Genomic DNA, 21,030 nt, shown 5'->3' on the forward strand with positions numbered 1-21,030 from the left:
CGAGTATACCCGACGCCCGTCCGGCAAAGGGCGCCGCTGATAAGACACGCATTGCGCAAACTGACACGCCCCCTCTGTAGGAGCTGCCGAAGGCTGCGATCTTGTGATCTTGATTTTCGGCGAGACCGAAATGGTTGAAGATCAAAAAGATCGTGCGCGCGGTGTGCCCCGGCTGCAAATATGCCGAGCGGCTGGCCCAAGCGCTCAAGAAGGCCTAGAATTCCCGCATCGTATATTCCCCAAGGTAGCCCTTTAATGTCCTTCGCTGAGCAACTAACCCGCCTGCAAGTCTTCCTCGACGCCGACGAGCTGCATGACGAGGCGCTGGACTACGTGGCCGCCCACGGCTATCTCACCGCGCTGTCGATCTGCTCCGAAGAAGTTCCCGAGCGTGAATGGATCGACGCGCTCTTCGCCGAAGAGCCGCATTACGCCGACGACACCGAGCGTGAAGCGATCGAATCCACTCTGGTGCTGCTCAAGGCGCACATCGCCCGCCAACTGGCGTCCGACGAAGAGTTCGAGCTGCCGTGCGAGCTCGACCTGGGCGACGACCCGGACGATTCCGACCTGCGCGGCTGGTGCATCGGCTTCATGGAAGGCGTGTTCCTGCGCGAAGCGGCCTGGTTCGAAACCGCCGAAGACGAAGTCAGCGAAATGCTGCTGCCGATCATGGTCGGTTCGGGTCTGTTCGACGAACAGCCTGAGTTCGAAGACATCGCCAAAGATGCCAACCTGATGGACGACATGATCGTGCAGATCCCGGAAGCCCTGACCGCGCTGTACCTGCTATGCCAGGCGCCAGACGAAAAACCGGCGATTCTCAAGCCACGTCACCATTAAGGTTTTGCCTATGGACAACCCCATAGGCAACCGCCCCCTGATGTTGCGCTACGTGCTGCTGGCCATCGGCTGGCTGAGCGTAGCACTGGGGGTGATCGGGATTTTCCTGCCGGTGCTGCCCACCACACCGTTCCTGTTACTGGCGGCCGCTTGTTTTGCCCGCAGTTCACCGCGTTTCTATCAGTGGCTGGTGGAGCACCCACGGCTTGGGCCGTGGGTTCGCGATTACCTGGATGGCAATGGCATTCCGCTCAAGGGCAAGCTCTATGCGATCGGGCTGATGTGGGCGAGCATCCTGTTCTCTTGTTATCTGGTGCCACTCCCATGGGCGCGGGGGTTCATGCTGACCAGTGCGACGCTGGTGACGGTTTATATCCTCAAGCAGAAAACCCTGCATAAACCCTGATCCTTCTGCAATGAAGGACTTCTGTGGCGAGGGAGCTTGCTCCCGCTGGGTTGCGAAGCGACCCCAAACCCTGCGACCCAATTTTTCCTGACACACCGCATGAGCTAGTTTTACGACTGCTGCGCAGCCGAGCGGGAGCAAGCTCCCTCGCCACAGTAAGCAAACTGCTGACGTCCTTTCGTCCGACGACCTGCCCTACCCCGCCCAAATCAACGCCTAGACTTCAGACATCTGTACCCGAGCGGCCAGACATGTCCCGCAGTCCGCGTAGTCCAAGATGGTCAACGCTCCGACTTCGGTTCGGCGGATGGCTGCTGCTGACAAGTTTTCTGCTGGTCGGGTTGGACAGTGTCCGGGCCGACCGGGATTTTGCGCAGATTCTGCAAACTGCCGAAACACGCTACGGCCCCCTTGGCCCCGCTCGGGGGCGGATCGAGGCCTGGAGTCAAATGCTGCAAAGCGAACTCGACCAGCCCGAGCGCGAACAACTGAACACGGTCAATCGCTTCTTCAATCAACAGCTGAATTTTCAGGATGACATGCGCATCTGGCGTCAGACTGATTACTGGGCCACGCCAGTGGAATCCTTGATCAAGGCCGCAGGTGACTGTGAAGACTACGCGCTGGCGAAATATTTCAGCCTGCGTCACCTCGGAATTCCCAGCGAGAAACTGCGCATCACCTACGTCAAGGCTCTGAACCAGAATCAGGCGCACATGGTGTTGACCTTCTACAGCAGCCCCTCGGCCGATCCGCTGGTGCTGGATAACCTGATCGGCGAGATCCGCCCCGCATCCCAGCGCAAAGACCTGCTGCCGGTGTATGCCTTTAACGCCGAAGGCCTGTACTTGCCAGGGGCCCATGGCGGCAAACGCCGCAGCGACTCGAAAAAACTGTCGCGCTGGCAAGACGTGCTGCAAAAAATGCAAATTGAAGGGTTCGCCGTGGGCGAAGGCTAGCCGCACAGCAAGGAGCGTTTTATGTCACTGCGCAAACAGTTGTTCCTGGCCATCTGCCTGTTCTTGCTGGTGGCGTTCAGCGGCAGTTTTTTTGTCAGCCTGGAAAGCTCCCGTGAGCAGGTGCTTAGCCAGTTGCGCTCCCATGCCCAGGACGCCGCCACGGCGCTGGGCCTGTCATTGAACGCACAGATCGACGACCCGGCGATGATCGAATTGATGGTCAGCTCGATTTTCGACAGTGGTTATTTCAGCAGCATCCGAGTCATCGACATCGAGAATGAACAAGTGCTGGTGGAACGCAGCGCACCCGCGCAATTGGAAGGCGTTCCGCAGTGGTTTGTGAACCTGGTCGATCTGCGCCCGCAAGGTGGCGACGCACTGATCACCCGTGGCTGGCAGCAGGTGGGGCGGGTCGAAGTGCAGAGCAATCCGCAATTCGCCTTGGCCAAACTCTGGGACAGCACTCTCGGCAGCCTGATCTGGCTACTGATTTGCGGATTGCTCAGCGCCGTGTTCGGTGGCTGGTTGTTGCGCCGGCAACTGCGCCCACTCGACAACATGGTCAAACAGGCAGAAGCCATCAGTAAACGCGAATTCCGCAGTTTGCCGAAACTGCCGCGCACACCGGAACTCAAACGCGTAGTGCTGGCCATGAATCAGATGGTCGAAAAGCTCAAAGCGCTGTTCGCCGAGGAGGCCGCGCGCAGTGAAAATCTGCGCGCCGAATCTTATCAGGACGCCCTGACGGGCCTGGCGAACCGGCGCTTGCTGGATGAACAATTGGCCGACCAATTACTGGTTTCCGAGCAAAGCCGCGACGGTCATTTGCTGATGCTGCGGATCAATGACCTGATCGGCCTCAACCAACGCTTGGGCGGCCAGCGCACCGATGCCCTGATCAGTGCCGTCGGCGAATTGCTCAAGCGCCTGACGCAACCGCCAGAGCGTCGAACCTGGCTGGGGGCGCGCAATCGCGGCGGCGAATTCAGTTTGTTGACCCCAGGCCTGGACAGCAAGGACGCTGCACGCGTGGCCAGTGAAATCAGCGCCACCCTGGAAAACCTGCGTCTTACCGGCGCCAGCGACTGCATGCCGGTGGCGCACCTGGGCGTGGTCGCCTATCACCCCGGCGACCCGGCGAGCGAGGTGCTGCTACGCCTCGATCAGGCGCTGACCCAGGCCCGGCAACATCCCGAGCGCCCCTGGGTATACCAGGCCCACGCCGATACCGCGCCAAACCATTCCCAACACGATTGGCGCAGCTGGATCGACGAGGCACTGACCGAAGGCAAGATGCAGTTGTATTTCCAACCGGTGGTGCAATGTGCCGACACCAGCCAGGTGTTGCATCACAAAGTCCTCGCTCGCCTGCTCGATCCGCAGGGCGAGGCGATTGCCGCCGGGCATTTCCTGCCATGGATCGAACGCCTTGGCTGGTCGGCGCGATTCGATCTGGTAATGCTCGAAACAACCCTCGAATACCTGGCCGCCAACCGTTGGCCCCTCGCGCTGAGTCTGTCCGGCAGTACCCTGCGCGATCAGGCGCAGCTGCAACATATCCTCGACCTGCTTGAATCACTACCGGAACTCGCGCCGTTGTTGACCTTGGAAATCGACGAACGCCAACTGCCGCCCCCAGAAGAACTGCAACGCCTGAGCCACAGCCTGCTCAACACCGGTTACCGCATCGGGTTGCAGCATTTCGGCGGCAGCTTCAGCCAGATCGGCAACCTGACGCAACTGGGGCTGGCTTACCTGAATATCGACGGCGCCTATATTCGGGGCATCGATGAACAGACGGACAAGCGCCTGTTCATCGAGGCGATTTTCCGAGCGACCAACAGCATTGATTTGCCGTTGATTGCCGAGATGGTGGAAACGCAGGACGAATTGGAGGTAATTCGGGAGCTGGGTTTGTTTGGGGTGATGGGAAGATTGATCGGGCCGCCGGAGCCGATGTGAGGCAGCCGCGAGCAGGCTCGCACAGGTCAGGGCCGACGATCCTCAACCCGAACCTGGCTCTTGCTCCAATCGGTGAGCAGGCTGTAAGCCACGGCCAACAACGTCGGGCCGATAAACAAGCCGATAAATCCAAACGCGATCAACCCGCCAAACACCCCGAGCAGCACAATCACCAACGGTAAATTCCCGCCCCGGCTGATCAGGTACGGCTTAAGTACGTTGTCGACACCGCTGATAATGAACGTTCCCCAACAGCCAAGGAACACCGCCATCCCGTACTCGCCCTTCCAGGCCAACCACGCCGTGGCCGGAATCCACACCAACGGTGGCCCCATCGGAATCAGGCTGAGCAGGAAGGTCACGATCCCCAGCACCAACGCTCCGGGCACACCGGCAATCAGGAAACCGATCAACGCCAGAATAGCCTGAGCCGCCGCGGTGCCGATCACCCCATTGACCACTCGCTGCACGGTACCCGCCACCAGTTCGATGTAATAGCCGGCACGGTCACCGATCAGCCGCTCCAGCAATCCATGAACAAACACCGCCAACCGTGGCCCGTCGCGGTAGAAAAAGAACACGAACACAATACTCAGCGTCAGCTCGAGAATTCCGCCGCCAATTTGCGCACTGCGCGCCAGTAACCAGTTACCGACCTGCCCCAGATATGGCTTGATCGCCAGCATCATCGCCGCGCCTTGCTGATCAATGCTGTTCCAGATACCCACCAACCGCGCGCCGACCAAGGGAATATCGCCCAGCCAGGTTGGCGCCTCGGGCAGGCCATCGACCTGTATATCCTTGATGAGCGCCGTGGCATCGCGCACGTGATCCGCCAGATTGAACCCCAGCCATACCAGCGGCGCTGCCACCAGCACCATCCAGCCGAGTGTCAGTACCAGCGCCGCCAGGGATTCACGGCCATTAAGCCAACGGGTCAACAGACGCATCAGCGGCCAACTGGCAAACGCCAGCACCGCGCCCCAGAACAGCGCCGACCAGAACGGCGCCATCACCCAGAAGCTTGCGCCAAACAGCACCAGGAGCAGAATTTGCACCAACAGCCGATCGTTACTGGGCATGTATGATCCTGAAAAAAGTCAGACGAAAAAGTCAGTCAGCAAAGAGTAGGCGAACGCGCAGAACGCGCTCGCCAATGAAGCTTATCGCAACAGTTCGAAGTGCAAGCCAGAGCCTTCGACGCTGCCGGTTTCCATCCGTGCCGCCCGCACGCCCTGGCCGATCAGCGCCTGGCGCCAGGCTTCGGCATTGGGCCCCGAAACAGTGACGCGCAACGTGGTGTCCAGATTCAGGCCTCGGGAAATCAGACGCAGCCAGGTTTCGTCAGGGTCGCCGCCGAGTTTGGGGAAATCGAGTTTTCCAGTGCTTTTTAGCTGTCGCAGCAAGGTCGCGGAAGTGGGCACCAAATCGCCCAATGGTGCAGCAGCGTCGAACTGCTCGACGTGCAGATAGGCTTTGCGATTGCCGCGAGTGATGCTGTAAAGCGCCACCAGTGTGTTGTCTTGAGGGGCCGCCAGACGCAGCAGTAGATAAGCCTGCTGATTATCGGCGCCATACAGCTTGGCGTTGCCGAAGACTTCATTGGCCCACAGACTGCTTTCGCCACAATCCCGGGCCTGGCACCAGAAAAGCAACTCGGCGCCCTGCTTCTGCAAGGCTTCGCGAGCGGTGGTGAAGGCGTCGGTAGAAGAATGCTCCGGTGGCAATTCGTAGGTCACCGAGGTGGTTTGACCCCGGGCGGTGACTTGGCCGTCAAAGCGCAGCTGGCCACTGATCTTGCGGATCGAACCCAGCGGGTAGATCCGCTCAAGCTCGACAGCCGGGCGATAGTCGACGATCTGCGCATCGGCCATACGCGGCACGATCGGCAAGTCCTGACTGCCCGGGACATCAGCAGCTAATAACAGAGGACTGAAACAACACAGCGCCAGCAGACTGAGAGAACGCATTGATTGACTCATCGAATCAGCATGGCCTGGGCGCCCTTGATGACACTGTCGTCATCGATGCGTTCGGGCACCAATAGACCGCGTTGTACCGCAGGGCGCGCCTCCATGGTCGCCATCCAGCGCTGCAAGGCTGACAAGCCATCCACTGCGACACCGGACCATTCATGGCCACGGACCCACGGAAAAGTCGCGATATCGGCAATGCTGTATTCGCCCGCCAGGAATTCTACGGTTTGCAAACGCGTGTCGAGCACTTCATACAAGCGCCGGGTTTCATGTTGATAGCGGTCGATGGCGCCCTGGAGCTTTTCCGGAAAATAGCGAAAAAACACATTGGCCTGACCCTGCATCGGGCCGATTCCGCCCATCTGGAACATCAGCCACTGCAGCACGACCGAGCGCCCTTTCGGGTCCTGGGGCAGCAGTTTGCCGGTCATCTCGGCGAGGTAAATCAGGATTGCACCGGACTCGAACACGGCGAAATCGCCATTGGCGCGGTCGACAATCGCCGGAATCCGCCCATTGGGATTGATCTTGAGAAAGTCCGGGGACTTCTGTTCCTTTTTGTCGAAACTCAAGGCATGCACCGTGTAGGGCAGGCCGAGTTCCTCGAGCACGATAGAGACCTTATGGCCATTCGGGGTCGCAGCGGTGTACAGATCTATCATGGTTGTCTCCCATTTCAACCCGCCCAGCCTCGACAGTTGCCCGACGCAAGTCAAGGAATGGCGAAGAACCGATTGAAACAGTCTGCGACAAGGTCGGCACCGGATTCATCATTCAGGTGCAAATGGTGGCCGCCAGGCAACTGTTCCCGGCTAAAGGGTAGACGCTCCAGCAACTCTGGATGTTTGGCGAGCATTCCGTCAGCCGCAACCACCAGGTGTGCAGGACAACTGACGCGCTGGACGAAGGCCATCGCCTGTTCCGTGGTCAGACGTAGCGGTGATGGAAGGGTCAGGCGGTTGTCGGTGCGCCAGGTATAACCGCCGGGCACCGGCATCAAGCCGCGCTGGGCCAGGAGTTCGGCGGCTTCGCGACTGACCGCCACTAAACCTTTCATTCGCGCTTCGATGGCACGGTCGAGGGTGTTGTAGACCGGTTTGCGTTTTTCCCGCAGATCCAGCTGCGCTTGCAGGGCCATGCCCATACGCTCGGCGGCGTTTTCGCCTTTGTCTGTAGGAGGAATGACGCCGTCGATCAAGGCCAGATGCGTAACCCGCTCCGGCAACGACCCGGCCAGCACCAGCGAGACGATTGCCCCCAGGGAATGCCCCAGCAGCGCAAAACGTTTCCACCCCAGTTGCTCGGCCACTTGCAGCACATCGTGGGCGTAGTCCCACAGCGCGTAACCGGCGCCGTTCGGCCGATGCCCCGAATGACCGTGCCCGGCCATGTCCAGCGCGATGATGCGCAAGCCTTTGAGCTTGGGCGCCAGCCGGGCAAAGCTGTTGGCGTTGTCCAGCCAGCCGTGCAAGGCGATCACCGGCAAGCCGTCCTCGGGACCGAACAGGTGCGCCGCCAATTCGATATGCGGCAGGCTCAGGCGAACTTCTTCGACGACGCTACTCATGCGCAATCCTGTTGGCGGCGACCTTCCCAGCGACTGAACAGATTTTTCAGCAGCGTGGCCGTGTCCTGCGGGCGTTCCAGGGGAAACATGTGGCCACCGGGCATGGTCAAGGATTCGCCCAGGGGCATACGCCCGACGGAACGGGCGTGATGACGCATCACCACGCGGCTCTTGTGCCCGCGAACCACCGCCAGCGGCACTTTCAACTGCCGTGCACGGCCGGGACTGGTGTGGGGCACACCGCGATAAATGCTGATTTCCGTGGCCGGATCGAAACGCAAACGCAGCTTGTCGCCGACCTTTTGCAAACCATGTTGAAGATAGGCGTCGAAACATTCCGGATCGAAGCCACGAAACAGGGTTTTACCAGCGAAATACAGGCGGGCCGCATCCAGATCGGCGAACTCTTCCCGTCGTCCCAATGTGCGGCCGGCCGGGGTCAGGCGATCGATGAAACCGAAGCGCTTGGCGGCACGAATCACCCATTGATCGGCGCGGGTCAGCACCGGTGAGTCGAGCATCACCACGCCGCGATACAGCTCGGGACAACGCAACGCGGCGTGCAAATGCAGGACGCCGCCGAAGGAATGGCCGATGCCCCAGACCGGTTCCGGTTGTCGCTTGAGGTGATGGATCAGTTCGTCCACCAGATTGTTCCAGTTGTCGTCCGCCGGAAAACGCGGGTCATGGGCGTGCTGCTCCAGATGCGTCACCTGATACTCGGGCGCCAAGGCCGCGAACAACTTGCCGTAGGTCCCCGAAGGAAAACCATTGGCGTGGGCGAAAAATATCTGCTGCGACATACCTGCAAATCCATGAGCGAGAACGGGGTTTGATTGTCCGTAAGACGGAGTCCTACAGCAATGACCGTAACTGACAGGAATGATGACAGTCGGGTCAGGGCTATGACCATTCAGCATTCACTGAAAATCTTGTGGCGAGCGAGCTTGCTCGCGCTCGGTTGCGCAGCAGCCGCAAAACTGGCGAATGCGGTGTGACCAGAGAGCGGTGTATTCCGGGTTGGGGCCGCTTCGCGACCCAGCGGGAGCAAGCTCCCTCGCCACAAAAATTCTCCAGCCATGAGTCTTTGACTCGATCAGGAATCAACGCGCCGGCGGGTTCTCACCCAATGGCACCACCGCCATGGTCAGCCGCGACACGCAACTGGCCTTCCCTTCATCGCTGGTCAGGCGGATATCCCAGACATGCGTCGTGCGACCGATGTGAATCGCTTTGGCCACCGCCGTCACTCGCCCACTGCGCAAGCCCCGTAAATGATTGGCGTTGATTTCCAGGCCCACGCAATAAAACTTGCTGGCGTCGATGCACAGGTAACTGGCCATCGAGCCGACGGTTTCGGCCAACACCACCGAGGCGCCGCCGTGCAGCAAACCAAAGGGCTGATGCGTGCGACGGTCGATGACCATACTGGCAGTCAGGGACTCGTCATCGAAGGCTTCAAAGCGAATATCCAGCACTTCGCTGATGGTATTTTTCCCGATTGCGTTCAACTGCTCGACGTTGGGAATGGTGCGCCACAGACTCATCGTTACGTTCCTTTGCTGGAGTTGTTCGTGGCTCAATCCTGCCATAGCACCGCCTCACTACGCTCGCTCCATTCTTCAAAGCGCGCACCGTAAGCGGCTTCGATCATGTTGCGCTTGATCTTCAGGGTCGGTGTCAGGAAGCCGTTTTCCACCGCCCAACTGCCCTTGACCACTACCAGCCGATGCAAGCGCTCATGTCTGTCGAGGACGCCGTTGACCTCCTCCAGCAGCTTTTCCAGGCTTGAATGCAAGCCCGCCCGGGCCGATCCCTTCGCGTCCTGCTGACCGACCGCCGACAAAACGCATAAACCCAGTGGGGCGCTCAAGCCGTCGCCGACCACACACACTTGTTCGATCCGCGCATGCACCGCCAGGCGATTCTCGATCGGTGCGGGGGCGACGTATTTGCCTTTGCTGGTTTTGAAAATTTCCTTCAGGCGCCCAGTCAGGCGCAGGTTGCCTTCGGCGTCTTCCTCGCCCTTGTCGCCGGTGCGCAGGTAACCGTCCTCAGTGATGGCTTCGGCGGTTTTCCCAAGTTCCTTGAAATAGCCGAGCATGGTCGCGCCGCTGCGCACCAGAACTTCGCCAGACGGTTCGATGCGCACTTCGACTTCCGGGCATGGCTTGCCGATCCAGCCAGGTTTGTTCTGACCCGGCAGGCCGATGTGGGAGTAACCGCAGCTTTCGGTCATGCCGTACACCTCCAGCACATCCAGCCCCAGTTTTCGGTACCAGAGCAGCAAGGTCTGCGGCACGGGTGCCGCACCGGACAAGGCGATGCGCAAGGCGTCCAGCCCCAGCCCGGCAAGGACTTTGTGCCCTACCCGTTTGCCAATGAAGGGCAAATCGAGCAGGAAATCGAGGCGTTTAGCCGGGATCCTGTTGTAGACGCCCATCTGGAATTTGGTCCAGATTCGCGGCACGCCAAACAGCGCGGTCGGCCGGGCACGTTTTAGATCAGTGAGAAAGGTATCGAGGCTCTCGGCAAAAAATACCGTTTGCCCGGTATAAATCGACGCCAACTCGACGAACATCCGCTCGGCAACATGGCATAGCGGCAGGTAGGACAGCAGGCGATCCGACTCATTCAGGCCAAATAACTGCGTGCCGCGAGTGGTGGCAAATCCAAGCGTGCCGAAACTGTGCATCACACCTTTGGGCTGCCCCGTGGTGCCGGAGGTGTAAATGATGGTCGCCAGCTGATCGGCGGCAGGTTTTGGGTCGTCCTGAATCGGCGAGCTGCGCTGCAGATCGGCCCAGCTGAAATCGAAGGACCCGGCCGGGCACAGCGGCAGGCTGATGGTTGGCAGATCGGACCTGACCCCGGCGGACATGCCCGGCCAGTCATCCAGCTTGCCGATGAACACCAGTGCGGCTTCGGAATGATCGAGCACCTGGGCCACGGAATCGGCGGTCAGATTGGGATAAAGCGGCACCGAGACATGCCCGGCCATCCAGATCGCCAGGTCGGCGATGATCCAGTGGGCGCAGTTTTTCGAGATCAGCGCGATGTGGCTGCGTTGGGGCAATTCGCGGGCCCGCAGCCAGTGGGCGGCACAGCGCGCCTGGTGGCCGACATCGGCCCAGGTCAGCGTCTCGACCTGGCCGCCCCCCGTCGGCTGGACCAGAAAATGTTGGCGGGGATGACGGGCCTCACGCTCGTAGAAGGCGTCCAGGGGCAAACGGAAAGCAGCAGACATGCGACTTGCTCCATTATTCTTTGTCTGGAGCAAGCGTAGTCAACCAAGCAAGTGCTTGGTTGACTATTTCACACAAAAATCAGCAACGACACCGGTCCTGTGGGAGCCGGGCTTGCCCGCGATGCAGGCGCTGCGGTTTATCAGGCAGACCTAAGGGATGCCATCGCGGGCAAGCCACGCTCCCACAAAAACGGTTACGGGTGCTTGATGCCGTTAAGCTTCATCGACCCGATCAGCAGTTCATTGTTCTCAAGCTCGGCCAGGCCGGCGGTGCTGACTTTTTCCGGTGGATGGCCGGCGCCATGCTGCAGATAGCTCAGCAGGTTGCCCACCAGCGGATTGTGACTGACCAGCAGCACATCACTCACCGATACCAGCTGCTCCGCCACCTTGTCCGGATCGGTATCCGGGGTCAGCCAGTCGACGGTGCGAATCTCCGGCGCGAAATTGAGCGCCGCACGCACAATTTCTGCCGTCTCCTGCGCTCGCTGATAAGGACTGGCATAAATGGCGGTGAGTGGCTTACCCATCAAATAGGCGGCAGCGCGCAACACTTCTTCACGACCGTGGGCGGTCAATGTCCGCTCGGAGTCCGGGCGAGTACCGTGAGGTTCGGCTTCACCATGACGCAATACCCAGAGTTTCATAGTTTTGGCTCCTCATCTCGGGCCGGATGCGGTGCCGGCGCTACAACGTGCGGGGCTTCACCTTCCGGAGTACGCGGCGTCGGCCAATCGGCGAACGGCCAGGGCTTCTGGTCGCTGTGGAAACTGCCGAACCGACCGATCTGCGCCAGGAACTGGCTCAAGCTATCGCCGAAGTTCATCAGGCTGGCGCTCGGGGCACCATAAAACAAACGATAGATCAGTTGCACCAGCACCACCGCACCGAGGATCAATTGCGCCACTTGCCAGACCAGCACATAGACAATCATCCACAGCACCCGCAGCAGGATGGATTCGTACTTGGCGTCTACTTTCGGATCATTCATGTTTCGCTCCCTGCCCTGATGGGGTATTTAGTTGAAACCGCTGGTGGAGATAAAGTCGACGTCGGTTTTAGGCTCGGCACGCATCAGTAGACCGATGACCTGCTCCAGCGTGCGCCCTTCGAAGAGGATGGCATGCAATCCGGCGACCAGCGGCATATACACGCCTGCTTCCTGCGCCTTGGCCTTGAGTACCTTCAGGGTGTTCACGCCTTCGGCGACTTCGCCAAGACGGGTCACTGCTTCCTCAAGGCTCAAACCCTGGCCAAGGGCAAACCCGACCTGATAATTGCGGCTTTTGGGCGATGAGCACGTCACGATCAAGTCGCCCACGCCCGCCAGCCCAAGGAATGTCATCGGGTTGGCGCCCTGATTCACCGCGAAGCGGGTCATTTCCGCCAATGCCCGGGTGATCAGCATGCTCTTGGTGTTTTCACCCATGCCCAACGCCACCGCCATGCCGGCGATGATCGCGTAAACGTTTTTCAATGCCCCGCCCAACTCCACGCCATAGCGGTCGGCGCTGGCGTACACACGAAAGGTCTTCCCGTGCAGCGCTTCCTGGACTCTTTGGCAAAGCTCTTCGTCTTCACTGGCGACCACCGTGGCGGTCAGCGCGTGTTCGGCGATTTCACGGGCCAGATTCGGGCCCGACAGCACGCCGATGCGCGCTTGCGGGGCGATCTCTTCAAGGATCTCGCTCATCAGCTTGAACGTATGGGCTTCGATGCCTTTGGTCAGGCTCACCAGCAGTTTGCCGCTCAAACGCTCGGCGTGCGGGACCAGCACCGAGCGCAGCGCGCTGGACGGTAGCGCGACGAAGCACAGGTCGCAGGCCTCCAGGGTGGCTTGCAGGTCTGTGACCGCTTCCACTGCCGGAAGAATCTTGATGCCTTTGAGGTAACGCGGGTTCTCACGGTTGACCCGAATGGCCTCGGCCTGTTCCGGGTCGCGCATCCACAGCCGGACCTGATGCCCGTTCTCGGCCAACAGATTAGCCACGGCGGTACCAAAACTTCCGCCTCCCAGGACCGCTATTGGGCGCTGTTCAGTCATATGCAATCCGTTAATCCATACCAATGGCGATGCCGGCATTATACGGAGCGGCCCGGTCGCGGCCAGCCCCAGCATCAATTACCGACACTTGTAGGAAGAAGACCAAGAAAACCTAGGAAAATGCCCATAACGTGACTGGAAAAGTCTTTGCGCTCGGTTAACATGCGCGCCAACTAATCGCTATCAAGGCCGTGCCGTGTCTTTTGGCTTTCCCCGTGCTCGCTCGCCGCTGGTATTGACGCTGATCTTCAGCTCGCCATTGCTGGCCGACGATCTGTTCCTCGATAACGATCCGCTGCCGCAAGTGCTGACCGCGACGCGCCTGAAACAATCGCCTGCGGCCGTGCCGGGAAGCATGACGGTGATCGACAATGAACTGATCACTGCCAGCGGCGCGCGGGATATCAGCGAGCTGCTGCGCCTGGTGCCGGGGATGATGGTCGGCCATATCAACGGCAATCAGGCGGCGGTGAACTATCACGGCACCAATGCCAGCGAAGCGCGGCGCATGCAGGTGTTGATCGACGGCCGCTCGGTGTACCGCGCCGGCCTGGCCACGGTGGACTGGAGTGATATTCCGGTGGCCATGGAAGACATCGAGCGCATCGAGGTTTTCCGTGGCCCGAACACCGTCAGCTATGGCGCCAACGCGCTGATGGCGGTGGTCAATATCATCACCCGCAAACCGGCCGACAGCCACGGCACGCGGCTGAAAGTCACTCGTGGTCAGCGCGGTATCAACGATTTCTACGCCAGCCAAGGCATGGGCTGGGACAACGGCGACTTGCGTCTGTCGTTGTCCGGCCAACAAGATGACGGCTTCGACTCGGATCGCACCGGCGCCGATTACCGCGACAGCCGTCGCTTGAACCGCTTCAGCCTCGCCGTCAGCCAGACGCTCAATGACAACCAGAGCATCGACTGGCAACTGAATGCCAAGGACGGGACCAACCAGCGGCCTTATACCTACCGTCCAGTGTTCTCAGGGATTACCGCCGCGGGGAACAATTCCGACGTCATCGCCAAGGATTATGCCGGCTCGTTGCGCTGGAACCTGGACATCAATCCCGATCACAGCCTTTATATTCAAGGCTCTGCGCAACATTGGGATCGCCAGCAGACGTGGCGTGCCTGTGATGCCGAGGTCTCGTTCAGCCCGGAACTGACCCAACTTTGGCAGCTCAATCCCAATTACACCGAACGTCTGGCGCGCAACATGGACCGCTACACCGTTTCGGGCGCACCGGCAGGAACTGCGGCTGAACGTGCGCTGGGCAATCAGGTACTGAGGCAATGGCAAAACGGCGCCCGGCAAACCCTCTGCGGCGACATTGACCAGAGCGCCAGGGAATCGCGCTACGACCTCGAGCTGCAAGATACGCTCAGCCTGTCCGACAGCCTGCGGCTGGTCAGCGGCATGAACTATCGTTACGATCGTGCCAATTCCGAGACCTACTTCAATGGCACGCTCGACGACACTACCTGGCGGGCGTTCGGCCAACTCGAGTGGCGCGCCACCGAGCACTGGTTGCTGCAGGGCGGGGCGATGTACGAAGACACGCAATTGACCGGCAACTCGCTGACCCCGCGGGTCGCGGTCAATTACCTGATCAACCCGCGCCACGGCTTGCGAGCGGTGTACTCGGAAGCCATCCGCTCGCCGGACATGTTCGAGAACAACGTCAACTGGAGCTATCAGGTGACCAACCTGAAGCCCAGTGCCTACGGCCAGTCCAGCGCCCGTTATTTCGTCAAGACCCGTGGCCCGGGCGACCTCGAACAAGAACGCATGCGCTCTCGGGAATTGGGCTACAACGGCTACTTCACAGAGTGGGGATTGGCGGTCGATGTGAAGCTGTTCTACGACGAAATCACCGGCATGATCAGTGAACCGCTACGCAACAATCAGTACATCGCCAGCAACTCGAACAGCTCGCGCTTCACCGGAACTGAAACCCAGCTGGATTGGCGCATCAACAGCGCCGATCGTTTGCGCCTGACCTATGCCTATGTCGATGCCCAAGCCAGCAACCCGCTGGATGCACAACAGACTGCGCGCAATAGCGGCTCCGCCGGTTGGCTTCGCAACTGGGGCCGGGGCTGGAACAGCGCGCTCTTCTACTATGGTGCCGATGCTCTCAATGGGTATCGCTTCGAACGGGTCGACACCCGCATCGCCAAACACATCGGTTTGGGCAAAGCCAATCTGGAGCTGGCCGGGGTCCTCCAGCAACGCCTCGACCATCAGCCCACCACCTTCGTCGACAACAACTACGACGATCGCCGGGTGCTCTACTTCAGCGCGGAGCTGGCGTTCTAAGATGCAATATGGCCTGCCACCGAAGACGCCAACCCTTGGCCGCCTGCTGGCGGGGTTGTGCCTGGTGTTTATCGGGCTGCTGTGCAATCTGCCGGCACGGGCTGCCGACATTCTGCTGACGGGCGCCGAAGACAATCCTGGCGTGCAGTCTTTCGTTCAAGCCCTCAGCGAGTTGCGCCCTACCGACAATGTGCGCTTCCAGCCTGTCGCCAGCCTGCCCGCGCCAGGCCAACTGCCCGTCGACACCCGACTGGTGCTGCTCGACTTGCCCAGCCTCGACTGGCGCCTGCAAGACGCTCAGGGCCCGGCGACGCTGGTGTTGCGCATCAGTCGTTTGCAAGCCCGCCAACGCTTGGGCAATGAAATGCCCCCGCACCTGAGCCTGCTCTGGAGCGATCCGCCGCTGCACCGACAGTTGCGCCTGCTCCGACTGCTCCTGCCAGAGGCCCGCCGGGTCGGTGTGCTTTTCGATAGCCACAGCGAATTCCTTTTGAAAGAACTGCGCCAGGCTGCCCTGCCCCTGGGCCTTGAAGTGGTCACCGAGCGTTGGGAGAACACCCATGACAGCCGCCCCTTGCAGGCCCTGCTGAAAAACAGTGATGTGCTGTTGGGCCTGGACGATCCTGATCTGTACAACCCGAAAACCGTGAAAAACCTGCTGCTCAGCAGCTATGCCCGGCAACTGGCATTGATCGGTCCCAACGCAGCCTTTGTCAGGGCCGGTAGCCTGGCCAGTACTTACAGTGACCAGAACGATTGGCTGAAGATTCTCGACGAACTGCTCGACCGCCCCTCGAGCACCTGGCCACGTGCACTTTACCCGCAACACTTCAAGGTCTTGAGCAACCCGCAAGTGGCTCGTTCACTGAGTATTGAACCGATGAATGAAGCCTCTGTCGCAACACAGCTGGCCGAAGGAGAACACCGCCCATGACCTTCCGTCGCGGTTGGGACATCAATACCCGCACACAGATCATCAGCCTCGGCCCGGCCCTGTTGCTGACCTTGCTGCTGATCAGTTTTTTCACCTTCGTGCGAATCCAGGACCTGCGCCAGGAACTCAATCACACCGGTCAGCTGATCGCCAATCAACTGGCGCCGGCCACCGAATACGGGGTGATTTCAGGCAACAACGAGGTGCTCGAAAGTTTGCTCAAGGCCACCCTGGCCACGCCTAACGTACGCTTTCTGGAAGTACAGGACAGCGCCAACCGGATTCTGGTGTATGTCGAGCAACCGTCGGAAGCGCACAACCGCTCGCATCAAGTCGAAGTGTTCCAGGCGCCGGTGCGCCTGCAACGCATCGCGCTCAACAATGATTTTTTCCAGAACAGTCGTACCGTTGCCAGTGCACCGGGCGAGGATTATCTGGGGCGGGTGATCGTCGGCCTGTCCAATGACGCGTTCAATCAGCGCCAGCAGGAAATCCTCTTCAAGGCCGGGATCCTCGCCTTGTTCGCTCTGCTGTTTACGTTTCTGCTGGCCCGGCGCCTGGCCAGTAGCCTGTCGCAACCGATCCACGACATTGGCAATGCGGTCAAGGCGATCCAGGAAGGCGACTACAAAACGCCCCTGCCGATCGTCGACGACACCGAACTGGGCGCCCTGTCGCAACACATCAATAACCTTGCCCAGGGCCTTGAGCAAGCCAGTCGCGAACAGCATCAGGCCATGGCGCAATTGATTCAGACCCGCGAAGAAGCGGAAAAGGCCAACAACGCCAAATCCGATTTCCTGGCAATGATGAGTCACGAATTGCGCACGCCGATGAATGGCGTGCTGGGCATGCTGCAACTGCTGGAAACCACGGAGATGACCGAGGAGCAGATGGAGTACGCGGCGCTGGCCTCGGAATCCACCGAACACCTGCTCAAAGTGATCAACGACATTCTCGATTTCTCGCGCATCGAGCGCTCGGAACTGGAGCTGGAACATATTCCGTTCAACCTCGCAGACCTGATCAGCAGCTGCGCCCAGTCGTTCCAGCACAGCGCGGTGCAACGCGGCCTGGACATGCAACTGCGCATCCCCGAAGACCTGCGCGCCCTTCAGGTTCAGGGCGACCCGACGCGAATCCGGCAGATATTGGTCAATCTGATCGGCAACGCGTTGAAGTTCACCGAACGGGGCCGTGTCACGATCGAACCGCAGTGGCAGTCCCTGGATCATGAACTGCTGTGGTTCACCTGCACCGTACGCGACAGCGGAATCGGCATTGCGCCCGCTAGCCTGGAGTTGATGTTCAATGCGTTCCAGCAGGCCGACAGTTCTATTTCAAGACGTTACGGAGGTACCGGACTGGGGTTGCCGATTGCCCGTACCCTGGCCGAGCGGATGGGTGGCACCTTGCGCGCGCAGAGCGAAGAAGGCGTTGGCTCGGCGTTCACCCTGGAAATTCCTTTGGCGCTGTATAAGCAGCCAATGCCGGTGCTGACCCCGCGAGGGCATACCGGCGATGACCACGGCGAAGGTCGCAATGTGCTGCTGGTGGAGGACAACCCGGTCAACCGCACTGTTGTCGAAGCAATGTTGCGCAGTCTGGGCTTTACTGTCAGCGTCGTCACCGACGGTGCACAAGCAGTACGCAGTGCCGAGAATTTGACTTTCGAAGCGATTCTGATGGACTGCCGATTGCCGGTCATCGACGGCTACGAGGCCACCCGACAGATTCGTCGATTGCCCGGCTGTGCCGACGTGCCGATCATCGCCCTGACGGCCAATGCCTTGCAGGGCGACCGCGAAGCCTGTTTATCGGCGGGAATGAACGATTACCTGGCCAAGCCCTTCAAACGCACTGATCTGCAGCAAATTCTGCAGCGGTGGGTGCAGTAGAACAGGCCATTCGGCTATCTGCGACTGGCGTGAATGACGAAAGTGCGGCAGTCTTAGGCACCCGAACGAGCCCGAAAAGGGGCTTGAATAATAATTTCAGTGCACAAGTGTACATTCATGTCCTTGGTGCTGTGACTTTCACCACAACGCAATAGTCTATGAGTAGGCTGCTGACTCGAGGCATGAACGCTTCGATCGGCCGGGAAGATTCGCCCCACCCTGCCGCATGGACTATTGAGGAGCTCGCATGACCAAACAAAACGCCTTTACTCGGGAAGACCTGCTGCGCTGCAGTCGTGGTGAGCTGTTCGGCCCAGGTAACGCGCAATTGCCCGCCCCGAACATGCTGATGGTCGATCGCATCACCCATATCAGCGAAGAGGGTGGCAAGTACGGCAAAGGTGAATTGGTCGCCGAGCTGGATATCACTCCGGACCTGTGGTTTTTCGCCTGCCACTTCGAAGGTGATCCGGTGATGCCGGGCTGCCTGGGCCTCGACGCCATGTGGCAACTGGTCGGCTTTTTCCTCGGCTGGCAAGGTCTGCCGGGCCGCGGTCGCGCCCTGGGTTCCGGCGAAGTGAAATTCTTTGGCCAGGTACTGCCGACCGCCAAGAAAGTCACCTATAACATCCATATCAAACGTGTCCTGAAGGGCAAGCTGAACATGGCTATCGCCGATGGTTCGGTGACCGTTGACGGCCGCGAAATCTACACCGCCGAAGGCCTTCGGGTCGGCGTTTTCACCTCCACTGACAACTTCTAAGGGTTATTCGCATGCGCCGCGTCGTTATCACTGGTCTGGGCATCGTTTCGTGCCTGGGCAATGACAAAGAGACCGTCTCCGCTAACCTGCGTGCAAGCCGCCCTGGCATCCGGTTCAACCCGGAATATGCTGAAATGGGTCTGCGTAGCCAGGTTTCCGGCTCCATTGACCTTCCCCTCGAAGAGCTGATCGATCGCAAGATCTATCGCTTCGTCGGCCACGCGGCGGCTTACGCCTACCTGGCCATGAAAGATGCCATCGCAGACTCCGGTCTGACCGAAGAGCAGGTTTCCAACGTGCGTACTGGCCTGATCGCCGGTTCCGGTGGCGCGTCGACCTTGAACCAGATGGAAGCGCTGGACATCCTGCGCGAGAAAGGCGTCAAACGCGTAGGCCCGTACCGCGTCACGCGGACCATGGGCAGCACCGTTTCGGCTTGCCTGGCGACGCCGTTCAAGATCAAGGGTGTGAATTACTCGATCTCCTCCGCGTGCGCCACCAGTGCTCACTGCATCGGTAACGCTGTGGAGCAAATCCAGTTGGGCAAGCAGGACATCGTGTTCGCCGGCGGCGGTGAAGAAGAACACTGGAGCCAATCGTTCCTGTTCGACGCCATGGGCGCACTGTCCAGCCAGTACAACGAGACGCCGGAAAAAGCCTCGCGTGCCTATGACAAGAACCGTGATGGTTTCGTCATCGCCGGTGGTGGTGGCATGGTCGTGGTCGAAGAGCTGGAACACGCTCTGGCCCGCGGCGCGAAGATCTACGCCGAAATCGTTGGCTACGGCGCGACCTCCGACGGCTACGACATGGTCGCCCCAAGCGGCGAAGGCGCCATCCGCTGCATGCAGATGGCCATGGCCACCGTCGACACTCCGATCGACTACCTGAATACCCACGGCACCTCGACTCCGGTCGGCGACGTCATGGAAATGAAAGGTGTGCGTGAAGTGTTCGGTGACAAGGCTCCAGCCATCAGCTCCACCAAGAGCCTGTCGGGTCACTCCCTGGGCGCCGCCGGCGTTCATGAAGCGATCTACTGCCTGCTGATGATGGAAGGCAACTTCATGGCGGGTTCCGCCAACATCGACGAACTGGACCCGGAAGTGGCAGACATGCCAATCCTGACCAAGACTCGCGAAGACGCCACCATCAACACCGTAATGAGCAACAGCTTCGGCTTCGGTGGCACCAATGCCACGCTGGTACTGAAGCGCTGGCAGGCGTAGGAGCTGCCGCAGGCTGCGATCTTTTGATCTTTAGCGCCCCGTTAAGACGCTGAAAAGATCGCAGGCTTCGCCAGCTCCTCAGGTTTCGCATAAACCTGATAGAGCCCCACACAAAAACGCCCCGACTGGTTCGGGGCGTTTTTGTGTGCCTTGAAAATGACCTCACCGTCGCTCCCTTGTAGCAGCTGGCGTGTCGACCGCGGTTTTCAGAGAAACTGTGGCGAGGGAGCTTGCTCCCGCTTGAGTGCGTAGCACTCACAAAAATCGGCAATTGCTGCCAGACTTTCAGGGCCGCTACACAGCCCAACGCGAGCAAGCTCGCTCGCCACAAAGGTTTACCACATCAGATCATCAGGAATCTGATAAGCCGCGTACGGATCGTCTTCGGCGCTGACTTCTTCTGTCTTCACATTCAGCTGCACGATGCGCTGTGGATCGCGCTCCTGAATCTTCAGGGCCGCTTCACGTGGGATCACTTCGTAACCACCGGCATGATGCACGATCGCCAGCGAACCGCTGCTGAGCTTGTTGCGCATCAGCGTATTGACGGAGATGCGCTTGACCTTTTTGTCGTCGACGAAGTTGTAGTAGTCCTCGGTGGTCAGCTTGGGCAGGCGCGAGACTTCGATCAATTGCTTGACCTGGGCGGCGCGGGCCTTCGCTTCGGCCTTCTCCTGCTGCTGGCGGTTCAGCTCCTGATCGCGCTTGACCTTCTCGGCCATAGCTTCCTGAGCGGCACGCTGCTGGGAGTCATCAAGTTCGATCTGGCCTTTGTGGGCCAGACGTTGCTGCTTCTGCTTCTCTTTGCCGACCTGTTTGGCCTGCTTTTGGTTGACCAGCCCTGCTTTGAGCAACTGGTCGCGAAGGGAAAGGCTCATGGTG

General features: G+C 59.8%; 20 protein-coding genes. 9 read left to right on the forward strand and 11 right to left on the reverse strand.

Going from position 1 to position 21,030, the window contains the following annotated elements:
* Positions 1 to 255: 255 nt before the first annotated feature.
* The 4 genes from ABH909_RS24400 (at position 256) to lapD (ending at position 4,170) form a co-directional block, all read left to right on the forward strand.
* Positions 256 to 843 (forward strand): UPF0149 family protein, encoded by a 588-nt coding sequence (locus ABH909_RS24400; RefSeq protein ID WP_429437978.1) that lies wholly within the window; start codon positions 256 to 258, stop codon positions 841 to 843.
* A gap of 10 nt (positions 844 to 853) precedes the next feature.
* Positions 854 to 1,249, forward strand: coding sequence for a YbaN family protein (locus ABH909_RS24405; protein WP_429437981.1), 396 nt, complete (start codon positions 854 to 856; stop codon positions 1,247 to 1,249).
* Positions 1,250 to 1,500: 251 nt separating this feature from the next.
* Positions 1,501 to 2,208 (forward strand): cysteine protease LapG, encoded by a 708-nt coding sequence (lapG, locus tag ABH909_RS24410; protein ID WP_429437984.1) that lies wholly within the window; start codon positions 1,501 to 1,503, stop codon positions 2,206 to 2,208.
* 21 nt (positions 2,209 to 2,229) lie between these two features.
* Complete coding sequence (lapD, locus tag ABH909_RS24415) at positions 2,230 to 4,170, forward strand: cyclic di-GMP receptor LapD (RefSeq protein WP_429437987.1); 1,941 nt, start codon at positions 2,230 to 2,232, stop codon at positions 4,168 to 4,170.
* 26 nt (positions 4,171 to 4,196) lie between these two features.
* Here the strand turns inward: lapD and ABH909_RS24420 are convergent, their stop codons facing one another.
* The 10 genes from ABH909_RS24420 to ABH909_RS24465 form a co-directional block, all read right to left on the reverse strand.
* A complete protein-coding gene (locus ABH909_RS24420; protein ID WP_429437990.1) occupies positions 4,197 to 5,252 on the reverse strand; it encodes an AI-2E family transporter in 1,056 nt (351 codons plus the stop codon).
* Positions 5,253 to 5,333: 81 nt separating this feature from the next.
* Positions 5,334 to 6,140 carry a DUF4892 domain-containing protein gene (locus ABH909_RS24425; protein ID WP_429437993.1) on the reverse strand — a complete coding sequence of 269 codons (807 nt, stop codon included), beginning with the start codon at positions 6,138 to 6,140 and terminating at the stop codon, positions 5,334 to 5,336.
* 8 nt (positions 6,141 to 6,148) lie between these two features.
* The gene (locus ABH909_RS24430) at positions 6,149 to 6,808 is read right to left on the reverse strand and encodes a glutathione S-transferase family protein (protein WP_429437995.1); all 660 of its coding nucleotides are present in this window, start codon (positions 6,806 to 6,808) and stop codon (positions 6,149 to 6,151) included.
* A gap of 50 nt (positions 6,809 to 6,858) precedes the next feature.
* Positions 6,859 to 7,713, reverse strand: a complete 855-nt coding sequence (locus tag ABH909_RS24435) for an alpha/beta hydrolase (RefSeq protein ID WP_429437997.1) — start codon at positions 7,711 to 7,713, stop codon at positions 6,859 to 6,861.
* Positions 7,710 to 8,516 carry an alpha/beta fold hydrolase gene (locus tag ABH909_RS24440; RefSeq protein ID WP_429438000.1) on the reverse strand — a complete coding sequence of 269 codons (807 nt, stop codon included), beginning with the start codon at positions 8,514 to 8,516 and terminating at the stop codon, positions 7,710 to 7,712. Before ABH909_RS24440 ends, ABH909_RS24435 begins: the two co-directional genes overlap by 4 nt.
* A gap of 300 nt (positions 8,517 to 8,816) precedes the next feature.
* Positions 8,817 to 9,260 (reverse strand): hotdog fold thioesterase, encoded by a 444-nt coding sequence (locus ABH909_RS24445; RefSeq protein ID WP_429438003.1) that lies wholly within the window; start codon positions 9,258 to 9,260, stop codon positions 8,817 to 8,819.
* Between the two features lie 32 nt (positions 9,261 to 9,292).
* A complete protein-coding gene (locus tag ABH909_RS24450; protein ID WP_429438006.1) occupies positions 9,293 to 10,960 on the reverse strand; it encodes an AMP-binding protein in 1,668 nt (555 codons plus the stop codon).
* Between the two features lie 194 nt (positions 10,961 to 11,154).
* The gene (sixA, locus tag ABH909_RS24455; RefSeq protein WP_007899028.1) at positions 11,155 to 11,607 is read right to left on the reverse strand and encodes a phosphohistidine phosphatase SixA; all 453 of its coding nucleotides are present in this window, start codon (positions 11,605 to 11,607) and stop codon (positions 11,155 to 11,157) included.
* A complete protein-coding gene (locus ABH909_RS24460; RefSeq protein WP_429438009.1) occupies positions 11,604 to 11,951 on the reverse strand; it encodes a DUF4389 domain-containing protein in 348 nt (115 codons plus the stop codon). Before ABH909_RS24460 ends, sixA begins: the two co-directional genes overlap by 4 nt.
* A gap of 27 nt (positions 11,952 to 11,978) precedes the next feature.
* Positions 11,979 to 13,004, reverse strand: a complete 1,026-nt coding sequence (locus ABH909_RS24465) for an NAD(P)H-dependent glycerol-3-phosphate dehydrogenase (protein ID WP_429438012.1) — start codon at positions 13,002 to 13,004, stop codon at positions 11,979 to 11,981.
* Between the two features lie 196 nt (positions 13,005 to 13,200).
* On the opposite strand from ABH909_RS24465, the gene ABH909_RS24470 reads away from it, so the two are divergent.
* The 5 genes from ABH909_RS24470 to fabB all read left to right on the forward strand — a co-directional run bounded on the left by ABH909_RS24470 (position 13,201) and on the right by fabB (position 20,148).
* Positions 13,201 to 15,324, forward strand: coding sequence for a TonB-dependent receptor plug domain-containing protein (locus ABH909_RS24470; RefSeq protein WP_429438015.1), 2,124 nt, complete (start codon positions 13,201 to 13,203; stop codon positions 15,322 to 15,324).
* Position 15,325: 1 nt separating this feature from the next.
* Complete coding sequence (locus ABH909_RS24475) at positions 15,326 to 16,258, forward strand: ABC transporter substrate-binding protein (protein ID WP_429438018.1); 933 nt, start codon at positions 15,326 to 15,328, stop codon at positions 16,256 to 16,258.
* Positions 16,255 to 18,156 carry a response regulator gene (locus ABH909_RS24480; protein ID WP_429438021.1) on the forward strand — a complete coding sequence of 634 codons (1,902 nt, stop codon included), beginning with the start codon at positions 16,255 to 16,257 and terminating at the stop codon, positions 18,154 to 18,156. Before ABH909_RS24475 ends, ABH909_RS24480 begins: the two co-directional genes overlap by 4 nt.
* A gap of 247 nt (positions 18,157 to 18,403) precedes the next feature.
* A complete protein-coding gene (fabA, locus tag ABH909_RS24485) occupies positions 18,404 to 18,919 on the forward strand; it encodes a 3-hydroxyacyl-[acyl-carrier-protein] dehydratase FabA (RefSeq protein ID WP_007899046.1) in 516 nt (171 codons plus the stop codon).
* An 11-nt stretch (positions 18,920 to 18,930) separates the two neighbouring features.
* The gene (gene fabB / locus ABH909_RS24490) at positions 18,931 to 20,148 is read left to right on the forward strand and encodes a beta-ketoacyl-ACP synthase I (protein WP_429438023.1); all 1,218 of its coding nucleotides are present in this window, start codon (positions 18,931 to 18,933) and stop codon (positions 20,146 to 20,148) included.
* 335 nt (positions 20,149 to 20,483) lie between these two features.
* Here fabB and ABH909_RS24495 read toward each other — a convergent pair whose 3' ends face one another.
* Complete coding sequence (locus ABH909_RS24495) at positions 20,484 to 21,026, reverse strand: DUF2058 domain-containing protein (RefSeq protein WP_123495908.1); 543 nt, start codon at positions 21,024 to 21,026, stop codon at positions 20,484 to 20,486.
* Between the last annotated feature and the right edge of the window lie 4 nt (positions 21,027 to 21,030).

The sequence above is a fragment of the Pseudomonas sp. BS3782 TE3695 genome (genome assembly GCF_050435305.1).
Taxonomy (GTDB): domain Bacteria; phylum Pseudomonadota; class Gammaproteobacteria; order Pseudomonadales; family Pseudomonadaceae; genus Aquipseudomonas.

Bases quoted from the DNA above. Each gene is read 5' to 3' on its own strand.
- ABH909_RS24400 (WP_429437978.1), top strand. From the start codon at position 256: ATGTCCTTCGCTGAGCAACTAACCCGCCTGCAAGTCTTCCTCGACGCC.
- ABH909_RS24405 (WP_429437981.1), top strand. From the start codon at position 854: ATGGACAACCCCATAGGCAACCGCCCCCTGATGTTGCGCTACGTGCTG.
- lapG (WP_429437984.1), top strand. From the start codon at position 1,501: ATGTCCCGCAGTCCGCGTAGTCCAAGATGGTCAACGCTCCGACTTCGG.
- lapD (WP_429437987.1), top strand. From the start codon at position 2,230: ATGTCACTGCGCAAACAGTTGTTCCTGGCCATCTGCCTGTTCTTGCTG.
- ABH909_RS24420 (WP_429437990.1), bottom strand. From the start codon at position 5,252: ATGCCCAGTAACGATCGGCTGTTGGTGCAAATTCTGCTCCTGGTGCTG.
- ABH909_RS24425 (WP_429437993.1), bottom strand. From the start codon at position 6,140: ATGCGTTCTCTCAGTCTGCTGGCGCTGTGTTGTTTCAGTCCTCTGTTA.
- ABH909_RS24430 (WP_429437995.1), bottom strand. From the start codon at position 6,808: ATGATAGATCTGTACACCGCTGCGACCCCGAATGGCCATAAGGTCTCT.
- ABH909_RS24435 (WP_429437997.1), bottom strand. From the start codon at position 7,713: ATGAGTAGCGTCGTCGAAGAAGTTCGCCTGAGCCTGCCGCATATCGAA.
- ABH909_RS24440 (WP_429438000.1), bottom strand. From the start codon at position 8,516: ATGTCGCAGCAGATATTTTTCGCCCACGCCAATGGTTTTCCTTCGGGG.
- ABH909_RS24445 (WP_429438003.1), bottom strand. From the start codon at position 9,260: ATGAGTCTGTGGCGCACCATTCCCAACGTCGAGCAGTTGAACGCAATC.
- ABH909_RS24450 (WP_429438006.1), bottom strand. From the start codon at position 10,960: ATGTCTGCTGCTTTCCGTTTGCCCCTGGACGCCTTCTACGAGCGTGAG.
- sixA (WP_007899028.1), bottom strand. From the start codon at position 11,607: ATGAAACTCTGGGTATTGCGTCATGGTGAAGCCGAACCTCACGGTACT.
- ABH909_RS24460 (WP_429438009.1), bottom strand. From the start codon at position 11,951: ATGAATGATCCGAAAGTAGACGCCAAGTACGAATCCATCCTGCTGCGG.
- ABH909_RS24465 (WP_429438012.1), bottom strand. From the start codon at position 13,004: ATGACTGAACAGCGCCCAATAGCGGTCCTGGGAGGCGGAAGTTTTGGT.
- ABH909_RS24475 (WP_429438018.1), top strand. From the start codon at position 15,326: ATGCAATATGGCCTGCCACCGAAGACGCCAACCCTTGGCCGCCTGCTG.
- ABH909_RS24480 (WP_429438021.1), top strand. From the start codon at position 16,255: ATGACCTTCCGTCGCGGTTGGGACATCAATACCCGCACACAGATCATC.
- fabA (WP_007899046.1), top strand. From the start codon at position 18,404: ATGACCAAACAAAACGCCTTTACTCGGGAAGACCTGCTGCGCTGCAGT.
- fabB (WP_429438023.1), top strand. From the start codon at position 18,931: ATGCGCCGCGTCGTTATCACTGGTCTGGGCATCGTTTCGTGCCTGGGC.
- ABH909_RS24495 (WP_123495908.1), bottom strand. From the start codon at position 21,026: ATGAGCCTTTCCCTTCGCGACCAGTTGCTCAAAGCAGGGCTGGTCAAC.